This is a genomic window from Kitasatospora cinereorecta, assembly GCF_024172095.1.
GTDB lineage: Bacteria > Actinomycetota > Actinomycetes > Streptomycetales > Streptomycetaceae > Kitasatospora > Kitasatospora cinereorecta.
The window spans coordinates 148,044-167,605 of sequence record NZ_JAMZDX010000003.1; the positions used below are offsets into that span (position 1 = coordinate 148,044).

Genomic DNA, 19,562 nt, shown 5'->3' on the forward strand with positions numbered 1-19,562 from the left:
CTCGTGGCCGACCGGCTCAGCGGTCGAGCCGGGTCTACCGGTCGAGTTGGGCGTCGAGGGCGAGGGCGGCGGTGATCAGGGCCAGGTGGGTGAAGGCCTGCGGGAAGTTGCCCAGTTGCTCGCCGGTGGGGCCGACCTCCTCGGCGAACAGGCCGACGTGGTTGGCGTAGGTGAGCATCTTGTCGAAGGCGTACCGGGCCTGGTCCGGCCGTCCGGCCCGGGCCAGCGCCTCGACGTAGAGGAAGCTGCACAGCGAGAAGGTGCCCTCGGAGCCGCGCAGCCCGTCGGGGGAGGCGGCCGGGTCGTAGCGGTAGACCAGGCTGTCGGAGACCAGCTCGCCGTCCATCGCGTCCAGGGTGGACAGCCAGCGCGGGTCGTGCGGTGCGATGAAGCCGACCACCGGCATCAGCAGCAGCGAGGCGTCCAGGACCTCGGTGTCGTAGTGCTGGACGAAGGCCCGCCGCCGCTCGCTCCAGCCGCGGGCCATGATCTGCTCGGTGATCGCGTCCCGGGCGGCTGTCCAGCGCGGGAGGTCGGCGGGGCGCCCGAACTGGGTGGCGATCCGGATGCCCCGGTCGAAGGCGGTCCAGCACATCAGCCGGCTGTAGGTGAAGTCCTGCCGTCCGCCGCGGGTCTCCCAGATGCCCTCGTCGGCGCGGTCCCAGTGGTGGGTGAGCCAGTCGAGCACGCCGGCGGCCCGCTGCCAGGCGTCGTAGCCGGCCAGGTCGGCGAGTTCCTCGACCACGGCGAGGGCGTAGATTGCCTCGCCGTAGATGTCGAGCTGGAGCTGGTCGGCGGCGCCGTTGCCGGCCCGGACCGGGGCCGAGTCGCGCCAGCCGGCCAGGTGGTCGAGGGTCTCCTCGACCAGGTGCGGGTCGCCGTCGACCCGGTACATGGTCTGCAGCGGCTCGCCGCTGACCGTGCCGCCGGCGGCCAGCCGGGCGCCCAGCCAGCGCCGGAAGGCGTCCGCCTCCTCCTTGAAGCCGAGGTCGACCATGGCCCGTACCGACAGCGAGGCGTCGCGGACCCAGGTGTAGCGGTAGTCCCAGTTGCGCTCGCCGCCGACCTGTTCGGGCAGGCCCATGGTGGCGGCGGCGATCGGCGCGCCGGTGGGGGCGTAGGTGAGCAGCTTGAGGGTGATCGCCGAGCGGTTGACCTGCTGCTGCCAGCGGCCCCGGTAGCGGCAGCGGCGGATCCAGCCGTGCCAGAACTTCCGGGTGGCGTTGAAGTCCTCCTCCACCCCGGCCCCGGTGATCGGGGCCGGCGGCGCGGAGTCGGCCGCGTCCAGGGTGAGGACGGCGGCGGCCCGCTGACCGGCGGTCAGTTCGATCGAGGCGCGGGCGTCGTTGCCGTCGCGCTCCAGCGGGATGGCACCGACCACCTGGAGGTGGGCGGTGGCAGAGGTGCCGCGGAAGCTCGCGGTGGCGTTGTCGTCCAGCGTCAGCGTGTGCTGCTCGCGGCCGTAGTCGAAGCGCGGCCGGCACTCCAGGGTGAACCTGACGGTGCCGCGGACCACCCGCAGTACCCGGATCAGGCGGTGCCGGTCGGTGGCGGTGTGCGGGTCGTCGACCGGCATGAGGTCGACCACCTCGCCGACCCCGTCGGGGGTGAGGAAGCGGGTGACCAGGATCGCGGTGTCGGCGAGGTAGAGCTGGCGGACGGTGGCGTCCGGGGCGTCGGCGGTGATCGCGAAGTACCCGCCGCGGTCGTGGTCGAGCAGGGCGGCGAACACGCTCGGGGAGTCGAAGCGGGGGGAGCAGAACCAGTCCACCACCCCCTCCGCGGAGACCAGGGCGCAGGTCTGCAGGTCACCGACCAGACCGTGGTCCTCGATGGGCGGGTAGCGGAGCATCGGCGCGTCCTCCGGGTCCGGGGCGGCGGCCGCCCGACCGGGCGGTTTCCGGCACCACCCTCCGCCGCGGCCCGGCCGGCAACCAGCGCTGCTGGGCCGAACGGACGACCGCGCGGGCCGCGCGTCAGCCGCGCAGCGGACGCGCCACGGCCACCGGGTCGCCGCCCGGCACCGGCTCGCGCAGCGCGGCCAGCAGGACCTCCTGATCGGTGATCATCTCGGTCAGGATGCGGCGGGCCGCGCGCAGCAGCTCGGCGACGTCCGGGGTGCTCAGCGCGTACACCACCGTGTTGCCCTCGCGGGTGGCGGTGACCAGGCTGGAGCGGCGGAGCACGGCGAGCTGCTGGGACAGGCTGGACGGCTCTATCTCGATCTCGGCGAGCAGCTCGCGGACCGGGCGCGGCCCGTCCTGGAGCAGCTCGAGCACACGGATCCGGGCCGGGTGGCCGAGGGTGCGGAAGAACTCGGCCTTGACCTGGTAGAGCGGAACCGGCATGGCCGCGACCTTACCCGCCGTCCGCCGGGCGATCCGGTGTTTCAGAGGACCGTCAGTTGTGCAGGTGAAGAATTCTTCAGCTGCCGCCCGTCGGCTACTCGTTGACCAGCACCGGGATCGACAGCACGGCGCTCACGGGGGTGCCGGTGAGCTTCTCGGCCACCGCGCTGAAGTCGATGCCCTCGCCCGCCGCGCGCGGACCGTCGTGCTCCCCGGTGGAAGCCTCCTCCTCCTGGTAGCGGAAGGTGCCGGTGCCGACCAGCTGCCCGCCCGCGTCGTAGAACGCGGCCCGGACCTCCAGCGCCAGCACGTCGCTGACGTCCGAGGTGATGGTCAGGTGGCCGCCGACGGCGGAGCCCTTGGAGAGGGTGAGCCCGGTCAGGCGCACCCGGTCGGTGAACGGGCCGGCCTCCACCCGGACCTCGCCCGCCGCGGCCGGGGTGGCCAGCGCGGCGGCCGGTGCGGCCGGCTGCTTGGGCGCGGGCAGCGCCACGCTGCTCGGCGCCACCGGCACCGGGGCGGCGTCCCCGTCGCCGCCCGAGCAGCCGGTGAGCAGGCCGAGGGCGAGGGCGGCCAGGACGGCGGCGGTACGGGCGGGGTGGGCGGGGTGCTTCATGCGGGCTCTCCTGGGGGTACGGGCGGGGCCGGGAGCTGGTGCTCCCGGCCCCGGTGGGACCGGACGCCGGTGCGGCCGGTCCCGGGTGGGATCCGGCGTCAGTGCTGCGGCGACCGGTTGAAGAGCGCGCGGTACATCTTCCCGTAGAGCTCGGTGTTGTCCTGGCTCGCGGCGAAGCGCTGGCCGCCCGGGCCGTACGCGAAGATCGGCACGTCGGCGCCGGTGTGGTTGCCGGACAGGTAGGTCAGCCAGAGGCTGGCGTCCGGGGAGCCGTCGGCGACGCCGGCCGGGTCGTCCGGGGTGCGGAAGGTGGCCGGGGCGAAGTTCTTCGGGTCCTTCGAGCCAGCGCCGTTGACGATGCCGCCGGAGCGGGACGGGTCCTTCACGTTGGCCGCGGCCGAGCGGGCCGGCGAGCTGTTGTTCGCCGGGTTGCCCGCGTCGTTGTTGGCCGGCGGGGCGGCCGCCTCGGCGTTGGTGAAGGTGCCCTTCTCGATGATGTTGAAGCCGGCGCACTCGTGGTCGGCCGTGACGATCACCAGGGTGTGGCCGTCCCTCTTGGCGAAGTCGACCGCCTTGGCGACCGCGTCGTCGAACGCCTTGATCTCGCCCAGGGTCTGGGCGGCGTCGTTGGCGTGCGAGCGCTTGTCGATCTGGGCGCCCTCGATCTGCAGGAAGAAGCCCCTGCGGTTCTTCTTCGCCAGCAGGTCGATCGCCTTGGTGGTCATGTCCGACAGGGTCGGCTCGGCCTTCTCCGGGGCGCCGGCCGGCAGCGCGGACTTGGCCGCCTCGACCGTCAGGTTGCCGCGGTTGAACAGGCCGACGACCTTCCTGCCCCGGGCCGCGTCCAGGTCCGCCTTGGTGGCGACCTTCTGGCTGGCCGCGCTCTGGGTGGGCAGCGCCGGGTCGCCGAAGCTGCCGAGCACCTGGTAGCCCTGGGCCTCCAGCGCCTTCTGGTCGTCCGGCTCGAAGCGGGCCAGGCCGCCGCCGAGCACCACGTCGGCCGTGCCGTTGCGGGCGATCTGCTCGGCCACCGGGGTGATCAGGGTGGAGTCGGCCGGCTTGGCCTCGTACGAGCCGTCCGCGTTCTTCGGCAGGCAGGCCGCGTCCGAGTACGACGGGCCCTGGCAGCCGCGCAGCAGCACGTGGCTGAACTCCGCCGCCGGGGTGGCGTCGGTGATCTCGGCGGTCGACACGTTGCCGGTGGCGAAGCCGGCCGCCTTGGCCTGCTCCATCAGCGTGACGACCTTCTTCTCGTACGAGTCGACGCCGAGCGCCGCGTTGTACGTCTTCACGCCGGAGGACCAGGCGGTCGCGGAGCTGGCCGAGTCGGTGACCAGGGCGGGCTTGGCGCTGCCCTTCTCCACCGCGTGGGTGGCGACCTGGCCGACGAACGGCATCCGCTCCATGTTCAGGCGGCCGTCGGCACCGTAGAAACGCTCGCGGCCGGCCGTGACGTGGGTACGGCCCATGCCGTCGCCGAGCAGGTAGATGACGTTGCGGATCTCGCCGCCCCGCTCGCCCTGCTCGTTCTGGTTCTGCCCCGAGGGCTCGGACCAGGCGGCGACGGACGCTCCGCCCACCAGGGTGGACGCCAGGGCGACCACCACCGCGGCCTTGAAGGCCTTGCGCTGCATAAGGATGTCTCCTCGACGCTTCGGCGCGCCCGGCGGTCGCGCCGCGCACGCACCCGGAAGGAACCGGGCGGCAGCGACAGTAGGGCCGGTGCGTGAACGCACTCCGGCCTCGGCGTGTCGCGGCGTCGAATACCTTTCCTTTACCTTCCGGGCTTCTACAACTCTGTAGAGTCGGTTGGTCGCCGAACACGGCTCGGGGAGTTGCACATGGCAGAGCACGACTGGCAGCCGCCGGACAGCGAGATCCGGCGGGTCTACCAGCCGGTGGAGATCCACCGCGAGGACGGCAGCTGGACGGTCGGCCGGATCAACGCCTGGTGGCAGCCCGACGAGGGCCGCCCCTGGTGCCGCGTCAGGGCCGTACGCACCGGCGAACGCTGGATGCCGTACGACCCCGAGCGGGTCCTGCTGCTCCCGGCCGCCGGGATCTGACCGCCGCCACCCGGCACGGCGGCGCCTTCCGGCTCAGCGGCGCGTCCCGGCTCAGCGGCGCGTCCCGCAGGTCGGGCAGAACGCGGCCCCGTCCGGCACCTCGTTGTGGCAGCCGGTGCACGTCGACGGCTGCGCCAGCCGGAAACCGCACCCCGGGCAGAACGGCGTCCCGTGCGTCTCCGCCCGGCACTGCGGGCAGACCAGCTGACGCGGCGTCGAGACGTCGTACGACAGGCCCGACTGCTGCCCCTGCTGGTACGCCTGCTGCGTCACCATGTCGTTCAGACCGCGCTGCTGCGCCGCGACCGCCTCGGCCGCGGTGTCGGGGGAGCAGCCCAGGCACAGGCCCTGGGCGCTGTTCCAGCACCGCCCGCACACGTAGTGGGTGCAGCGCCCGCAGCGGTTGAAGTGCGACTGGGCGTTGCCGATCGCCCGCTGGAACGCGGCGTCGCGGGAGCTGCCCCAGTTGGCGCCGGCCAGGCCGTCCGCGGCGTTGGTGAGGCTGTTGGTGGCCGTCCCGCCGATCAGGCTCCACGCCGCGCTGACGCCCTTGCCCAGCCAGCCCGCCACCTGGCCGGTGGTGAACGCCTCGAACGGCGAGCGCCACGTGTCGTAGCACCGGGAGCAGGAGAACTCGAACTGGAAGCCCGCCCCCGTGCCGTGCTGCTCGCTCAGGTCCCGGTAGTTGTTGCTGAAGTAGATCTCGCCGCTCATCGTCCGTCCCACCCAGATCGCCCGCTGACACGTCCAGCCCTTGGACGCGCGTGGTCGCCCCACCGGTTCTGCCCGGTGGTGCGACCGGGCAAAAAGGCGGGGCGCGCCGCACAGGGTATAGCGGGCCGGAAACCGCCCCTCATGCGAGGCTGGCGGTATGAAGGTCCTCAGCTTCGTCCTGAACGTCCTGTGGTTGGTCTTCTGCGGGATCTGGATGGCCCTCGCCTACGTCGTGGCCGGGATCATCTGCTTCATCCTGATCATCACCATCCCGTTCGGCATCGCCTCGTTCCGGATCGCGGGCTTCGTGCTCTGGCCGTTCGGGCGGACGACAGTGGAGAAGGCCGACGCCGGAGCGCCCTCCTGCATCGGCAACGTGATCTGGATGGTCTTCGCCGGCTGGTGGCTGGCTCTCGCCCACATCGCGACCAGCATCCCGCTGTTCATCTCGATCATCGGGATCCCCTTCGGCTGGGCCAACCTCAAGATGATCCCGATCTCGCTGATGCCGCTCGGCCGCGAGATCGTCTCCACCGACGAGCGCATCGGATGGTGACCGCGGCCGACACCGGCGGCGGTGGGGGTACGGCGGAGCGCGGGCCGCTGCGGCTGTTCGTGCTCTCCGGCTCCCGCCGGGCGGACTCCCTCAACACCCGGCTGGCCGCCCTTGCCGGGGCTGCCGTACGGGCCCACGGTGGCATCGCCGACCTCGCCTCGGTCAAGGACTTCGAGGTCCCCGACTACGACGGCGACCTGGAGGCGACCGACGGCATCCCGGCCGGCGCGATCCGGTTCAGGGAGCGGCTGGAGGCGGCCGACGCCTTCGTGATGGCCTCGCCCGAGTACAACGCCTCGCTCCCCGGCGTGCTGAAGAACCTCATCGACTGGACCAGCCGCTTCCGCCCCCAGCCGTTCAACGAACGCCAGGGCCTGCTGATCTCCGCCTCGCCCTCGATGGTCGGCGGCAACCGCGGCCTGTGGGCGCTGCGCGTCCCGTTGGAGCACCTCGGCGCGCGGATCTACCCCGACATGTTCTCCCTCGCCACCGCGCACAGCCTGCTCGCCGGCGGCGACCGGATCGCCGACGAGACGCTCCAGCAGCGCTTCGAGGCCAACATGCTCAACTTCATGAACCTGGTCGAGGCCGCCACCCGCTACCGCTGCGTCAAGAAGGCCTGGGTCGAGTACCTCGGCGAACGCCCCGACCTCACCATCGACCGCACCGAGCTCTCCGCATAGCCGCGTTGTCGGATCCCTACACCTGGACCTGGGCGGCGAGGAGGTCGGCGAAGGCGGTGGTGAGGCGGTCGGGGCGGGTGCGGGTGTAGGCGGCGAGGGTGCGGCGGACGGGCGGGTCGGGGCGCAGCAGCAGGGCGTCGAGGGCGGGCGGGAGGATGTTGGCGGGGACCAGGGCGGGGCCGAGGCCGGCGGCGGCCAGCAGGGGAGCGGCGGCGGTCTGCTCGGTGCGGACGGCGATGCGCGGCTGGAAGCCGGCCTCCGCACAGACGCGGTCGAGGAGTTCGGCGAGCCCGTTGCCCGGGGCGTAGTGCACCCAGGCCCGCCCGGCCAGGTCGGCGATCCGGACCCGGGGTGCGGCCGGGCCGTCCCCGAGCGGGTCGTCCCGGACCGGGTCGTCCCCGAGCGGGTCGTCGCCGAGCGGATCGTCACTGGGCAGCACCACGGTGAACTCCTCGACGCCCAGCTCCCGCACCGGCCCCTCCCAGCCGTCCGGGACCGGCCCGATCGCCAGGTCGGCCTGCCCGGCGGCCATCGCGGCGCGCAGCTGCTCGGCGTGCGGGTACTCGCGCAGCCGGACCCGGACCTCCGGGTGCCGCTCCCGCCAGGCCTTGAGGACGGGCGGCAGCGGTCCGAGGCTGACCGAGTGGACGGTGGCGACCTCGAGTTCGCCGCCGTCCAGGCCGGCGGTGCGGCGGGCGGCGGCCTGCAGCCGTTCGGCGTCGGCGAGCGCGGCTCGGGCGTGCGGGAGGGCCGCCCGGCCCATCGGGGTGAGCCGGATCCCGCGCGGCAGCCGTTCCAGCAGCGGGCCGCCGACGGTGCGTTCGAGCGCGCGGATCTGGTGGGACAGCGCGGGCTGGGTGACGTGCAGCAGCTCGGCGGCGCGGGTGAAGGAGCCGCAGTCGACCACGGTGACCAGGTACTCGAGCTGTCGCAGCGTTGCCATGAACAGACCTTATGGGATCGGTAGAAACCATGCCTTGGACGCATGGCAGCTGCTCGGCGGAGGGTGGAGGCACCGAGCGGAACGAGAGAGAGCAGGGATCCCATGGAGACGCTGGCAGGCCGCCGACTGGTCGTGATCGGCGCGGGCTCGCACACCGGCCGCCACCTGGCCAGGACCGCCGCCGAGCGGGGCGCCGAACTGGTCCTGGCCGGGCCGGACCCGCGCCGGCTGGAGTGGACGGCGGGCGAGCTGCCCGGGCCGGCCGCCGCGGTGGTGCCGGTCGACCTGGCGGACGAGGCGTCGATCGCCGCACTGGCGGACGCGGTCGGCCCGTTCGACCACCTGGTGTCGACCGCGGCCATGCCCGCCAACGGTCCGCTGGCCGAGCTCGAACTCGCCGACATCCAGCGGGCGTTCGCGGCCAAGGTGATCGGGCCGATGCTGCTGGCCAAGCACCTGGCGGGGCAGGTGCGCGAGGGCGGCTCGTTCACCTTCTTCTCCGGGGTGGCGGCCTGGCGCCCGGCGCCGGCCCGGACCGTGATGGCGACCACCAACGGCGCGCTGGCCTTCCTGGTGCAGGCGCTGGCGGTGGAGCTGGCGCCGGTGCGGGTCAACGCGGTGTCGCCCGGCATCGTCGACTCCGGCTCCTGGGACGGCCTGGGCGCGGACAAGGCGGGGTTCCTGCGCCAGGTCGCCGAGCGCAACCCGGCCCGCCGGGTCGGCACGCCCGACGACCTGGTGGACGCGGTGCTGTACGCGCTGGGCAGCCCGTACGTGACCGGGACCGTGCTGCACGTGGACGGCGGCGGACGGCTGGCCTGAGCGGCCCGCCGCCGCAGCGTCCCGGCGTCCCGGTCAGACCTTGACGATCATCTTGCCGGTATTGGCGCCGGTCAGGACGCCGAGGAAGGCGTCCACCACCCGGTCGAAGCCGTCCACCACGGTCTCGTCCGCGCGGACCCGGCCGGAGGCCAGGTGCGGGGCGACGAAGTCGTACAGCTCCGGCAGCGCGTCCATGTGGTTGCGCACCAGGAAGCCCTCCAGCCACAGGCTCTTGCCGACCACCTCGAAGAGGTTGGCGGGGGCCGCGGGCGCGACGGTGCTGTTGTACTGGGCGATGGCGCCGCACCAGGCGATCCGGCCGTGGTCGCGCAGCACGTCGATCGCCGCCTCCAGGTGGTCGCCGCCGACGTTGTCGAGGTACGCGTCGATGCCGTCCGGGGCGGCCTTGCGCAGCAGGTCGACCACCGGTCCGTCGTGGTAGTCGAAGGCGGCGTCGTAGCCGAGGTGCTCGGTGAGGTGGGCGACCTTGGCCGCGCTGCCGGCGCTGCCGACCACCCGGCGGGCGCCCAACAGCCGGGCGAACTGACCGGCCGCGCTGCCCACCCCGCCCGCCGCGGCGGAGACGAACAGGTCGTCGCCGGGCTGGAGCCGGGCGATCCGGGTGAGCCCGACCCAGGCGGACAGCCCGGTGCCGCCGAACACGCTGAGGTGGGCGCCGAGCGGCACGCCCGGCAGCTCGGGCAGCAGCCGCACCTCGTCCCGGGAGACCACCGAGTGGGTCCGCCATGCCTTGCGGTGGGCCAGCACCGTGCCGACCGGCAGCTCGGCGCTGCGGGACTCGACCACCCGGCCCAGCGAGCGGCCCTCCAGCGGCGCGTTCAGCTCCCAGCCGCCCTCGCCGCCGTTCATCGCCTGGCGCATGTACGGGTCGACCGAGAGGTAGAGGTTCTCGACCAGGGCGGAGCCCTCGGCGAGGGCGGGGATCGGCTCGGTCAGGAAGGCGAAGTCCTCGGCGGTCGGCAGGCCCTGCGGGCGGGCGACCTGGTGGACGACGACGGCGGTGGGGCGGGACACGGGGGCCTCCGAAGGCGGTGCGGTGCGGCGGGTTGCCCGGCGGTTCGGGCTCGACGTGATCACCGTACGAAGCGGCCGCGGCGGCGGGCAGGCCCTGCCGTCGATGGAACGGCGCGTTCCATGAGCGCCGTTCATGGGACGCGGGCGGGCGGGTAGATTGCCGATCATGACCGACCTCGCCCCGCAGGAGCTGCGCATCCTGGTCGCCGTCGAAAGCGAGCAGGGCTTCACCGCCGCGGCCGCCGCCCTGGGCATGACCCAGTCCGCGGTCTCGCACGCCGTCCGCACCTGCGAGCGCAAGCTCGGCGCGGTCCTGTTCGACCGCGGCCGGCACGGCGCCACCCCCACCCCGGCCGGCCGGCGGGTGGTCGGCCACGCCCGCCGGATCCTCCGCCTGCTCGACCGACTCCCCTTCGAGGCACGGGAGTCGGAGGACGGCAGGGTCGCCGGACCGCTGCGGATCGCCGCCTTCCGCAGCGTCGCCGCCCACGTCCTCCCACCCGTCCTCGCCCGGCTCGCCGAACGCCACCCCGACCTCGCCCCCGAGGTGAGCGTGATCCGCGACCTCGGCCGCGGCACCGCCGGCGAGGTCGCCGACGGCCGCGCCGACCTGGGCCTCGCCACCCTCAACGCCGACACCGCCGCCGTCCCCGGACTGGTGGCGGCACCCCTGTTCACCGAGCCGTACGCGCTGGCGCACCGGATCGGCCACCCCGACCCGCACTCCCTCCCGCTGGTCGACTGGGACGAGAACTGCGGCTCCTACACCAGGAGTTGGTGGCAGCGGCAGGACTGGATCCCGTCCGCCACCATCAACGTCGCCGACGACACCGTGGTCCTCTCACTGGCCGCCCAGGGCGTCGGCATGGCGATCATGCCGCACCTCACCCTGCTCAACCCGCCCGCCGACCTGGCCGTCACCGACCTCGGACCGCAGCCCCCGGCCCGGCAGGTCGGCTACGTCACCACCCCGAACTCGCCCGCACCGCGCCCGTCCGCGCCCTGATCCGCGAACTCCGGGCCGCGCCGCTGCTCCCCGGCCTCACCCGCACCGCTTGAGCGGGCCCCGGCCGTGCTGGTCAGTCCCCGACCGCCTCACGGAGCCGGGCGAACTCGGCGGCGATCCCGTCCAGCGTGTAGTGCGCGTTGAGCCCGCTGGGGTTGGGCAGCAGCCAGACCAGGGTGTCGCCGATCGGATCCGGCTGCGGGCCGACCGCCGCGCGCGGGCGGGCGAACGCGGCCCGGTAGGCGCCGATGCCGAGCACCGCGAGGGCCCGCGGCCGCAGCCGCAGCACCCGCCTCACCAGCGCCTCGCCGCCCGCCCGGTACTCCTCGGCGGTCAGTTCGGACGCCTTCGCGGTGGTCCGGGCGACCACGTTGGTGATCCCGAGGCCGAGCGCCGGCAGCTCCTGCTGCTCCTCGGGGCGCAGCTGTCGCGGGGTGAAGCCGGAGCGGTGCAGCGCGGGCCAGAAGCGGTTGCCGGGCCGGGCGAAGTGGTGCCCGGTCGCGCCGGACCACAGGCCCGGGTTGATGCCGCAGAACAGCACCCGCAGCCCGGGCCCGGCGACGTCCGGGATGGTGGTGTCCTGGGCGGCGGCGAGCTCGTCGGCGGTGGGGCGGTGGGTGGCGGTCATCCGTCCACTCTGCCGCATCGCCGCCACCGGAACGGAAGGTGTCGGTGCGATGGATAGTCAGTTCGATTATTCGCCTGCCCCGGTCGGCCGACATGCGGAGAATGATGGGGTGTCATACGAACTGAACGCGCTGATCGCCGCCGCCGAACTGATCCACGTGGTGGCGGCCGAGGTCCCGGCCGCGCAGGTGGTGCCGCTCGGCCAGGGCCTCGCCCTGATCCCGATGACGGACCGGCTGCACGACGCCCTGCAGCAGCCGTCCAGCTCGCCCGGACCCGGCTTCACGCGCTTCCCCGGCGGCTTCGGGCTGCGGCTCGCCGCGTGGTCCAAGGCCAGCCCCCTGGCGTACGTCGAGGCCGCGACCCCGGACGGCGACGGCACCCAGCGGGCCGCGGTCTGGTGGGACGGCACCGTCGTCCTCGGCCCGCTGCGACATGTGCCCGGCGAACCCCTGCCCACCGAGGGCGCCCCGATCGACCGCGCGCTGCACCTGCTCGGCGCCCGCCCCGAGGGCGGCCGGCCCGAGTCCGACGCGATCGGCCTGACCGCCTGGGCGGGCGGCGCCCGCGGCTGAGCCGCAGTTGGCGGCGTACACACCATTCGGCGTACGAGCGGTGGCCGCGCCGATGCCGGTGGCTCAACGTGTGGTGCAGGCAAGATGCCTGAACTCCGTTGAAAGGAAACGGCTTTCCGATGCGTGCCACCTGGGCGGCCGCCGCGTTGACCGCGGCCCTGAGCCTCACCGCCGCCACCGCCGCCGCGGCCGTCGCGGCCCCCGCCAACCCGTCGGTCGCGGCCGACTCCACCCGCGGCCACCCCGCCGCCGTCCACCCGCCGATCTCCCGCTTCGCCCCACCAGGGTCCCTGTTCGCCGCGATGCCGAAACATCCGGCCCTGTCGGCCAAGCCCGGTGTCACCGCCATGCCGCCCGGCCTCGCAGCCGGAGCGCTCTCGGATCCGTCCGACTCCGGTACGAGCGCGCTCCCGAGCACCGGCACTGCCACCGGCCCGGCCGCGAGCCCTGCGGACCTCGACGTCGCCGGTCTCCTCGACCAGGTGGAAAAGATCACCGATCAGCTCACCGAGGCGGCCGCGCTGCCGGACCTCGGCGTGGTCCAGCAGCTGCTCGCCACACTCACCGACCTGCTCAAGGGCCTCCTCGGCGGCCTGCTGCCCGTCGTCCCGCCCAGCTGACGGACGCGGCCCCCGGCCCCGCGCGCACCCGGTCACCCGGACGGCGCGCGGGGCTGGGCGTGCTCCCGGTTCATCCTTCGGCGCCGGGTTCGTGCTTCGGCTCCGGCCGAGCACTCTTCGCCTCCGCTCACGCCCGCAGTTGCCGGAGCGTGTAGCCCCGACCGTCCGGATCGAGGCCGCGGGTCGCCCGCTTGAACAGGTACTCGGCGCGCTCGTAGGACAGCCGGCTGCGTCCGGTCTCGGGGCACAAGTCGGCGGGCCCAGGTCGCCGGGCGGGCCCCGGGCGCCGGTCGGCGAGGAAGAGCGGCCCGCGGGTCCGGCCGGCGATCAGCTCCGGCAGCAGCCGGGCCGTGGCCGCCCGCCAGCCGACCCAGGTGTCGCCGACCAGGGCCCGCCGGTCGTCCAGGTCGAGATCCTGGACGTCCAGCGCGAGCACCGCCGCCACCGTCGCCCGCGACTCGTGCAGCAGCCGCCACAGCGTCCGCTCGCGCAGCGCCGCACCGGGACGCTCCCACAGCGCGGCCAACTGCTCGGGTGACAGGCCCGCCGCCGGGACCGAGCGGCCCGTCCGGCGCTCGATCCCGGCCGCGGGTCCGCCCGAGGGTTCGTCCGCAGGGCCGTCCCCGTGCGGGTCCGCGGTCCCGTCCAGCCCGGCCCAGGCGGCGAACGAGCGCACCGCCGCCCGGTGCCGGTTCCAGGTCGCCGGCGCGGCCCCGCCCCACGCCGCGGCGAACACCCCGGCCACCCGATCGGCGGTCAGCGACGCCAGCGGCAGACCCGCGCCGAGCGACAGCTCCAGCCGGCGCAAGGTCTGCCCGTACGAGCGGACCGTCCCGGCGTCCAGCCCGTCCCGGCCGAGGAACTCCCGCGCGGCGCGGCCGAGCGTCCGCCCACCCGCTGCTGCGGGATCGGCGGCGGCCGCCAGTGCTTCGGCACGACGTTCCAGGAAGGCCCGTTCGGCGGCGTTCCGGGTGAGCGCGGCCGCCCGCTCGAACTCCCGTCGCGCGTTGGCCGCCCGGCCCTGCCGTTCCAACAGGTCCCCGCGGACGCTCGGCAGCAGGTGGTAGTCGCGCAGCGCGGGATCGGCGGTCAGCCCTTCCACCAGGGCCAGCCCGGCCGCCGGACCGTCCGCCATGCCGACCGCCACCGCCCGGTTGAGCCGGACCACCGGCGTCGGCAGCAGCCGCTCCAGCGCCCCGTACAGCGTCGCGATCTGCGCCCAGTCGGTGTCGGCGGCGCTCCGGGCCCGGGCGTGGCAGACCGCGATGGCGGCCTGCAGCACGTACGGCCCGGGCGGGCGGCCGGCCCCGGCGGTGCGGGCGCGCAGCAGCGCGCCGAAGCCGCGGCGGATCAGCAACTGGTCCCAGCGGCCCCGGTTCTGCTCGTGCAGTTGCACCGGCTCGCCGGAGGGTCCGGTGCGGGCCGCCGCGCGCGAGGCCTGGACCTCCATCAGCGCGACCAGCCCGTGCACCTCCGGCTCATCCGGGGCCAGCTCGGCCAACAGCCGGCCGAGCCGCAGCGCCTCCTGGCACAGCCCCGGGCGGATCAGGTCCTCGCCCGAGGTGGCCGAGTAGCCCTCGTTGAAGACCAGGTAGACGACCTCCAGCACCGAGGCGAGCCGTTCGGCCAGCTCCTCGCCGACCGGCAGGTCGAACGGCACACCGTGCTCGGCCAGGGTGCGCTTGGCGGCGGCGATCCGCTGGGTGATCGCCGTGGCCGGGGTGAGGAACGCCCGGCCGATCTCCTCCGCCGTCAGGCCGCCGAGCAGCCGCAGGGTCAGCGCCACCCGCGCCTCGGTCGACAGGACCGGATGGCAGGAGATCAGCATCAGCCGCAGGACGTCGTCCTGTCCGGGCTCGTCGGCCTCCCCGGCCCCGCCGGGCTCCTCGGCTGGGTGGCGGGCCAGCTCGTGGGCCAACTCCTCCTGCTTGCGGCTGTGCAGCTCGGCGCGGCGGATGTGGTCCACCGCGCGGCGCTTGGCGATGGCCGTCAGCCACGCCCCCGGGTTGGCCGGGATCCCGGCGGTGGGCCACTGCTCCAGCGCCGCGACCAGCGCGTCCTGCGCCAACTCCTCGGCGAGAGCGACGTCGTGCACCATCCTCGTGAGCGCGGCGACGATCTTCGCCGACTCCAGCTTCCAGACCGCGTCGACCGTGCGATGGACATCCGCCACGGCCAAGATCACAGCACCCGTCCGGCTCGCTGGCAAGCCGGACGGGTGCGGGTGGCGCCGGGCAGGTCGCCGGGCGGGGAGTTCGCCGGAGTCAGGGGCCGAACACCTGCTGCATCACGCTCTCGCCGTCGCCGACGATCCGGCGGAACCGGCGGCCCAGCTCGATCGCCTCCTCCTTGGAGCGGACCTCCACCAGCGCGAAGCCCGCCACCGCCTCCTTCGCCTCCGCGAACGGCCCGTCGGTCACCGTGATCTCGTCGCCCGAGGAGGTGATCCGCACACCGCCGGGCTCCAGTCCGCCGGTGGCCAGCAGAACGCCCGCCGCGGTCAGCTCCTCCACGAACTTCGCCATCTCCGCGAACAGCGCCTCGTCCGGGACGGCGTCGGTCGGCTTGGTGGTCATCAGGTAACGCATCTCGATCACTCATCTCTCCGGCACCGGGGCCGGTCATCGCTGCGTGCTTCTGCCTACACGTCGGTCGGGCGATGTGACAGGGAACGCATGGATTCCCTGCCACATCGCCGAACCGACGTGACAGCGAGAACCGAACAGCAACCCAGGAACCCCGCACCGGAGGCTGACCACCATGGCCAAGCACGCCACCCTCGACGAATACCTCGCCGCCCTCCCCGCCGCCCAGCAGGAGATCGCCGACCGGCTCCGATCGCTGATCGACGCCGCCCTCCCCGGCACCGGCGCCCTCTGGCACGGCCACCCCGTGTGGAGCCTCGGCGCCGCCCCCGGCAAGAACCCCGTTTGCTATCTCAAGGCCTACACCGGCCACGTCGCCTTCGGCTTCTGGCGTGGCCAGGACCTCACCGACCCGTCCGGGCGACTGGAGAACGGCGCCCGCCGGATGGCCGGCCTCAAGCTCCGCACCCCCGCCGACATCGACCCCGACCTCGTCTCCGACTGGCTCCACCAGGCCCGTAACCTCGAACAGTCGAACGACAACTGACGGAGCCCCACCCGGGCCCGACCGCTCGACCGCCCGACTGCCCGACCGCCCCACCCAGAACAGGCCGGAACCCGACCATGATCGAAGGCAAGACCGTCCGACTGCGCGCCCTGCGCGCCGAGGACGCCGAGCACCACCTCCGCTGGCGCAACGACCCGGAGGTGGTCCACTGGGCCACCGGCGGCGACCCCTGCTTCGGCCCGATCACCGCCGAAGCCGTCGACCTCGTCCTCGGTGGCATGCTGCGCCTCGTCCCCCGCGAAGCCGCCGTCCTCACCGTCGAGGACACCGCCGACGGACGGGTCATCGGCATGGCCGACTACCGCGACCTCGACCCGTACGCGGGCACCGCCACCCTCGGCGTCACCATCGGCGAACGCGACCACTGGGGACGCGGCCACGGCACCGAGGCCCTCGGCCTGCTGGTCGACCACCTCTTCGGCGCCTACCCCCTGCACCGCCTCGAACTCGACACCTGGAGCGGCAACGAGCGCGCCGTCCGCGCCTTCACCCGCGCCGGCTTCCGCGAGGAGGGCCGCCGCCGCGCCGCCGTCCTGGTACGCGGCGAGTGCCACGACCGGGTGCTGTTCGGGCTTCTCCGCGACGAATGGGCGGCCGCCCGCGCCTGACCCGTCCACGAACCCCCGACGCCGACCGGGCCCGGAAACGCCGACGGCCGGCCGGGCGGGCGCTTCCCGCGCACTCACCCCGCCGGCCGTACCGCGGCCCGTCCGGCCGCTCCGCCTCAGCGGTAGTTCACGTACTGGAGCGGGAAGTCCAGGTCCTTGCCCTTGAGCAGCGCCTGGACGGTCTGCAGGTCGTCACGGGACTTCGAGCTGACCCGCAGCTCGTCGCCCTGCACCTGCGCCTTGACGCCCTTGGGGCCCTCGTCGCGGATGATCTTCGCGACCTTCTTGGCGTCGTCCTGGGTGATGCCCTCCTTCACGTTGGCGGAGAGCTTGTACTCCTTGCCGGACAGGCGGGGCTCCTCGGCGTCCAGCGCCTTCAGCGACAGTCCGCGCTTCACGAACTTGGTCTGCAGGACGTCCAGGATCGCCCGGACCCGCTCCTCGCCGTTGGCCTTCATCTCGATCTTCTCGCCCGAGCGGCTGATCTCGGCGCCCACGTTCTTGAAGTCGAACCGGGTCGAGATCTCGCGCGAGGTCTGGTTGATCGCGTTGTCGACCTCCTGCCAATCGACCTTCGAGACGATGTCGAAACTGGAGTCGGCCATGGGTGTTGGTCTCCTTGAGCTACAGGCTGCACGGTCACCGTCACCCGTCCCGGACGGGCGACGCTCCAGCCTATCCAGCGGGCCCCGCCCCACGCCCGCCACACCGCGCGCGCCCCTTGATCATCGCGTGACCTATCGAGTGGCAGACCACCCCCCATCATCGGGTATGGTTTACCAAGTCGAACGGGGCGCAGCCCCGGAGGACACAATCCCTGGCTGGTTGCCCGAGCGGCCAAAGGGAGCAGACTGTAAATCTGTCGCGCAAGCTACGCAGGTTCGAACCCTGCACCAGCCACAGGATAGAGAACAGCCCCTGATCTGCGGAAACGCGGATCAGGGGCTGCTTCGTTGTGCTCGAACACTGGTCATGCCGGATGGTCGTTTTGCCTGGTTTGTCTCACCTCGTTTCGCCCGGATCCCAGTCCTGACCAGCACTTCCGGACCAGGCGCGGACCAGAATCAGGAACCGTCGGGCGCCTGGGGGTTAGTGCATCGCCGCTGGAGCCGTTCGGTGATGAGCTGGTTGGCGTGGTCCTCGTCGCCGTGGATGCACTTGGCGTAGACGCGGAGGAGCACGGCGATGCTGTGCCCAGCGCGACGGGCACACTCGGCAACCGGCACCCCGGAGGCCAGCCAGAGCGAGATCCCGGCGTGCCGGGCGTCGTAGGGGCGCTTGGCGAGCGGGGTGGCCCGTTCCTCCTCGCTGAACACCTCGGCCCGCGCAGCGGCCCAGACGACGCCGTACCCGCTCTCCTGCACCATGCCGTTCCGGAAGGTCCGGAACAGGCGGCCGTCGGGTGCGGTGCCGTACTGCTCGATGTGCTCCCGCATCAGCTTCACCAGCTCGGGCGGGATCGGGACCGGCCGGGTGGCCTTCTCCGGTCGATGCTTCAGGCTCCGGGGGTCATGAGACGTGCCGTTGTCGGTCCAGGATGACCCGACCCGGGGGCTGTTCCCGTTGAGGTTGAGCTTCCCCCAGCCGTCCGCCGGCAGGACGCACCGGTCCTTGCGGAGGTGGACCACCTCGCCCGGGCGCATGCCCGCGTAGTACATGCACCCGAAGAACGCCACCAACCGCGGCCCGCGCCGTCCCTGCCAGCCGACGGCCTCCAGCATCGCGGCGGCCTGTGTCGCAGATCCGGCGAACTGACCCGTGTCCCGCGTGGGGCGGAGGATTCACCGCTGGTCGTCGTCTGTCATCGTTGGGCGCCCTCGCACGGCCCACAGACGGACCGCTCCGAGGCCCGCCCTCCTCGGCAAGATGCCTCTCGACCAGCTAATCGCCACAGCGCCCGCCTCATCAGCGCTGGTCGCTGCGAACACCTCCCAGCACCCCACGCACGCACGGCGTACGAATCTTCAGGCACGGCCCACCGGTTTCGGAAACCTGTAGTCAGCCCAGGTGATCAGTGCCAGAGTCAAGCCTGGTGTCCGAAAGCGTCCTCAGCGCGGCCACAGAGAGGATCAGCGATGTCGCAGGATCAGGACTTCCACTTTTCGGTCGTCCACAACGGTATGGACTACCTCGTCAATGTTATGGAGTGCCTGACCCCGCCGGTTGCGACACGCGACACGAAGTACGCCGTCCTCCATACACAGGCCGCCACCGAGGTCCTCCTGAAGTGGCCTTTGATTCAGCACGACTGGCGCCTGGTGGTCGTGCCAGACGAAAAAACCGGCGTGATATGCGACGAGGATTCCTTTCGCCGAGGCGACTTCCGTAGTATTGGCCTCGGTCAGGCGATCAAACTCCTCGACGAGGAGCTGGACATCAAGGTCCCCGGCCGCGCCAAGCGGGCGATTAGCCGCTTGAGCAACAGTCGAAACCGACTCCAGCACCTGGGCATGTCGGGATCCACCGACGCCGTACAAACCAGTGCCGCAAAGGTCCTCGACTTCCTTCTCGACTTCATTCGTGATCATCTGCGGGACTACCTGGACCCAGATGACACAGCACACGTCGACCGGGAGATGGCCTCGGTCCGCGAAAGGCTGAAAGGCGTGCAGACTCTGATCGAGACCCGGATGGCTCGCATCCGGTCCGACCTGGGTAGCGCGGCCGGCTGGGCGGTCGAGTGCCCAGAGTGCGGGCAGGACGCGATGATGATCAATGAGGATGCTGGCACCGCCAGCTGCCTGTATTGCCACGCCGCGTGGTCAACGCCCGGAGATGCGGCAGGCGAGTACGCCTGGGGAGTGCTGGGGCTTTCTGCGTACGAGCAGGTCAAGGATGGCGGCATGCCACCTGTCCGCAACTGCCCCGAGTGCGAGACGGATTCCCTGGTTCCCGGAGCGTTTCTCGCTAGGGCGAAGGACCTTCCGGTTGGACTTTGTTTCAGCTGCGGCGAGGTGTTCTCGAAGCTGGCCGAATGCGAGGGCGGGTGCGGCAACCTGACGACCGACACCGAATTCGATATGTGCCCCTACTGCTTCGAGGTCCGACTCGACAGGTTCTAAGACTGTCATGGCCCTGCGTCACCGTGGGTTAAAATCCCACACCCTCCGCCCGTGAAATGGCCCCTGACCAGTACCAACGGTCAGGGGCCATTGCCACGCCCTGCGCCCGTGACTTACCGTCAGAGACT

At 72.7% G+C, this 19,562-nt stretch carries 21 protein-coding genes, 1 tRNA gene and 1 pseudogene; 11 read left to right on the forward strand and 12 right to left on the reverse strand.

Translation table 11 applies throughout. The annotated features are described in order from the left end of the window. Positions 1-34 precede the first annotated feature (34 nt). The 4 genes from FHR36_RS14240 to FHR36_RS14255 form a co-directional block, all read right to left on the reverse strand. The gene (locus FHR36_RS14240) at positions 35-1,852 is read right to left on the reverse strand and encodes a glycoside hydrolase family 15 protein (RefSeq protein ID WP_253796950.1); all 1,818 of its coding nucleotides are present in this window, start codon (positions 1,850-1,852) and stop codon (positions 35-37) included. 124 nt (positions 1,853-1,976) lie between these two features. Beyond that, the gene (locus FHR36_RS14245) at positions 1,977-2,348 is read right to left on the reverse strand and encodes an ArsR/SmtB family transcription factor (RefSeq protein WP_253796951.1); all 372 of its coding nucleotides are present in this window, start codon (positions 2,346-2,348) and stop codon (positions 1,977-1,979) included. 94 nt (positions 2,349-2,442) lie between these two features. Further along, complete coding sequence (locus tag FHR36_RS14250; RefSeq protein WP_253796952.1) at positions 2,443-2,964, reverse strand: hypothetical protein; 522 nt, start codon at positions 2,962-2,964, stop codon at positions 2,443-2,445. A 98-nt stretch (positions 2,965-3,062) separates the two neighbouring features. After that, a complete protein-coding gene (locus FHR36_RS14255) occupies positions 3,063-4,598 on the reverse strand; it encodes an alkaline phosphatase (protein ID WP_253796953.1) in 1,536 nt (511 codons plus the stop codon). A gap of 207 nt (positions 4,599-4,805) precedes the next feature. Between FHR36_RS14255 and FHR36_RS14260 the strand changes: the two genes are divergently transcribed. Then, positions 4,806-5,030 (forward strand): hypothetical protein, encoded by a 225-nt coding sequence (locus tag FHR36_RS14260; RefSeq protein WP_253796954.1) that lies wholly within the window; start codon positions 4,806-4,808, stop codon positions 5,028-5,030. 51 nt (positions 5,031-5,081) lie between these two features. On the opposite strand, the gene FHR36_RS14265 is transcribed toward FHR36_RS14260, so the two are convergent. Beyond that, complete coding sequence (locus FHR36_RS14265) at positions 5,082-5,744, reverse strand: double zinc ribbon domain-containing protein (RefSeq protein ID WP_253796955.1); 663 nt, start codon at positions 5,742-5,744, stop codon at positions 5,082-5,084. A gap of 157 nt (positions 5,745-5,901) precedes the next feature. On the opposite strand from FHR36_RS14265, the gene FHR36_RS14270 reads away from it, so the two are divergent. Continuing rightward, positions 5,902-6,300 carry a YccF domain-containing protein gene (locus FHR36_RS14270; RefSeq protein WP_253796956.1) on the forward strand — a complete coding sequence of 133 codons (399 nt, stop codon included), beginning with the start codon at positions 5,902-5,904 and terminating at the stop codon, positions 6,298-6,300. Further along, positions 6,294-6,983 carry an NADPH-dependent FMN reductase gene (locus FHR36_RS14275; RefSeq protein WP_253796957.1) on the forward strand — a complete coding sequence of 230 codons (690 nt, stop codon included), beginning with the start codon at positions 6,294-6,296 and terminating at the stop codon, positions 6,981-6,983. The genes FHR36_RS14270 and FHR36_RS14275 overlap by 7 nt, the downstream gene beginning before the upstream one ends. Before the next feature lie 16 nt (positions 6,984-6,999). Here FHR36_RS14275 and FHR36_RS14280 read toward each other — a convergent pair whose 3' ends face one another. Then, entirely contained in the window at positions 7,000-7,926 is a 927-nt protein-coding gene (locus tag FHR36_RS14280; RefSeq protein ID WP_253796958.1) for a LysR family transcriptional regulator, read from the reverse strand. Positions 7,927-8,028: 102 nt separating this feature from the next. Between FHR36_RS14280 and FHR36_RS14285 the strand changes: the two genes are divergently transcribed. After that, positions 8,029-8,748, forward strand: a complete 720-nt coding sequence (locus FHR36_RS14285; RefSeq protein WP_253796959.1) for an SDR family oxidoreductase — start codon at positions 8,029-8,031, stop codon at positions 8,746-8,748. A 33-nt stretch (positions 8,749-8,781) separates the two neighbouring features. Here FHR36_RS14285 and FHR36_RS14290 read toward each other — a convergent pair whose 3' ends face one another. After that, entirely contained in the window at positions 8,782-9,783 is a 1,002-nt protein-coding gene (locus FHR36_RS14290; RefSeq protein ID WP_253796960.1) for an NADP-dependent oxidoreductase, read from the reverse strand. A gap of 166 nt (positions 9,784-9,949) precedes the next feature. Between FHR36_RS14290 and FHR36_RS14295 the strand changes: the two are divergent. Next, a pseudogene (locus tag FHR36_RS14295) lies at positions 9,950-10,842 on the forward strand (LysR family transcriptional regulator). 20 nt (positions 10,843-10,862) lie between these two features. Here FHR36_RS14295 and mug read toward each other — a convergent pair. Beyond that, positions 10,863-11,417 carry a G/U mismatch-specific DNA glycosylase gene (mug, locus tag FHR36_RS14300; RefSeq protein ID WP_253796961.1) on the reverse strand — a complete coding sequence of 185 codons (555 nt, stop codon included), beginning with the start codon at positions 11,415-11,417 and terminating at the stop codon, positions 10,863-10,865. A 109-nt stretch (positions 11,418-11,526) separates the two neighbouring features. Here mug and FHR36_RS14305 point away from each other — a divergent pair, with 109 nt between their 5' ends. Both FHR36_RS14305 and FHR36_RS14310 read left to right on the forward strand, forming a co-directional pair. Beyond that, complete coding sequence (locus FHR36_RS14305) at positions 11,527-11,991, forward strand: hypothetical protein (protein WP_253796962.1); 465 nt, start codon at positions 11,527-11,529, stop codon at positions 11,989-11,991. A 119-nt stretch (positions 11,992-12,110) separates the two neighbouring features. Continuing rightward, positions 12,111-12,611 (forward strand): hypothetical protein, encoded by a 501-nt coding sequence (locus tag FHR36_RS14310; protein ID WP_253796963.1) that lies wholly within the window; start codon positions 12,111-12,113, stop codon positions 12,609-12,611. Positions 12,612-12,738: 127 nt separating this feature from the next. Here the strand turns inward: FHR36_RS14310 and FHR36_RS14315 are convergent, their stop codons facing one another. Both FHR36_RS14315 and FHR36_RS14320 read right to left on the reverse strand, forming a co-directional pair. Next, on the reverse strand, positions 12,739-14,784 hold the full coding sequence (locus FHR36_RS14315; protein ID WP_253796964.1) for a DUF6596 domain-containing protein: 2,046 nt from the start codon (positions 14,782-14,784) through the stop codon (positions 12,739-12,741). 91 nt (positions 14,785-14,875) lie between these two features. Beyond that, positions 14,876-15,199, reverse strand: coding sequence for a YciI family protein (locus tag FHR36_RS14320; protein ID WP_253799257.1), 324 nt, complete (start codon positions 15,197-15,199; stop codon positions 14,876-14,878). Positions 15,200-15,371: 172 nt separating this feature from the next. Between FHR36_RS14320 and FHR36_RS14325 the strand changes: the two genes are divergently transcribed. Further along, complete coding sequence (locus tag FHR36_RS14325) at positions 15,372-15,743, forward strand: DUF1801 domain-containing protein (RefSeq protein ID WP_253796965.1); 372 nt, start codon at positions 15,372-15,374, stop codon at positions 15,741-15,743. A 77-nt stretch (positions 15,744-15,820) separates the two neighbouring features. Then, positions 15,821-16,372, forward strand: a complete 552-nt coding sequence (locus FHR36_RS14330; protein WP_253796966.1) for a GNAT family N-acetyltransferase — start codon at positions 15,821-15,823, stop codon at positions 16,370-16,372. Positions 16,373-16,488: 116 nt separating this feature from the next. On the opposite strand, the gene FHR36_RS14335 is transcribed toward FHR36_RS14330, so the two are convergent. After that, positions 16,489-16,977 carry a YajQ family cyclic di-GMP-binding protein gene (locus FHR36_RS14335; protein WP_253796967.1) on the reverse strand — a complete coding sequence of 163 codons (489 nt, stop codon included), beginning with the start codon at positions 16,975-16,977 and terminating at the stop codon, positions 16,489-16,491. Positions 16,978-17,191: 214 nt separating this feature from the next. Between FHR36_RS14335 and FHR36_RS14340 the strand changes: the two genes are divergently transcribed. Then, positions 17,192-17,272 (forward strand) — tRNA-Tyr (locus tag FHR36_RS14340). A gap of 164 nt (positions 17,273-17,436) precedes the next feature. Here FHR36_RS14340 and FHR36_RS14345 read toward each other — a convergent pair. Next, positions 17,437-18,093: a site-specific integrase gene (locus FHR36_RS14345; RefSeq protein WP_308199342.1), complete on the reverse strand. Its 657-nt coding sequence runs from the start codon at positions 18,091-18,093 to the stop codon at positions 17,437-17,439. Positions 18,094-18,447: 354 nt separating this feature from the next. On the opposite strand from FHR36_RS14345, the gene FHR36_RS14350 reads away from it, so the two are divergent. Then, the gene (locus FHR36_RS14350; RefSeq protein ID WP_253796968.1) at positions 18,448-19,434 is read left to right on the forward strand and encodes a hypothetical protein; all 987 of its coding nucleotides are present in this window, start codon (positions 18,448-18,450) and stop codon (positions 19,432-19,434) included. Positions 19,435-19,562: the final 128 nt, after the last annotated feature.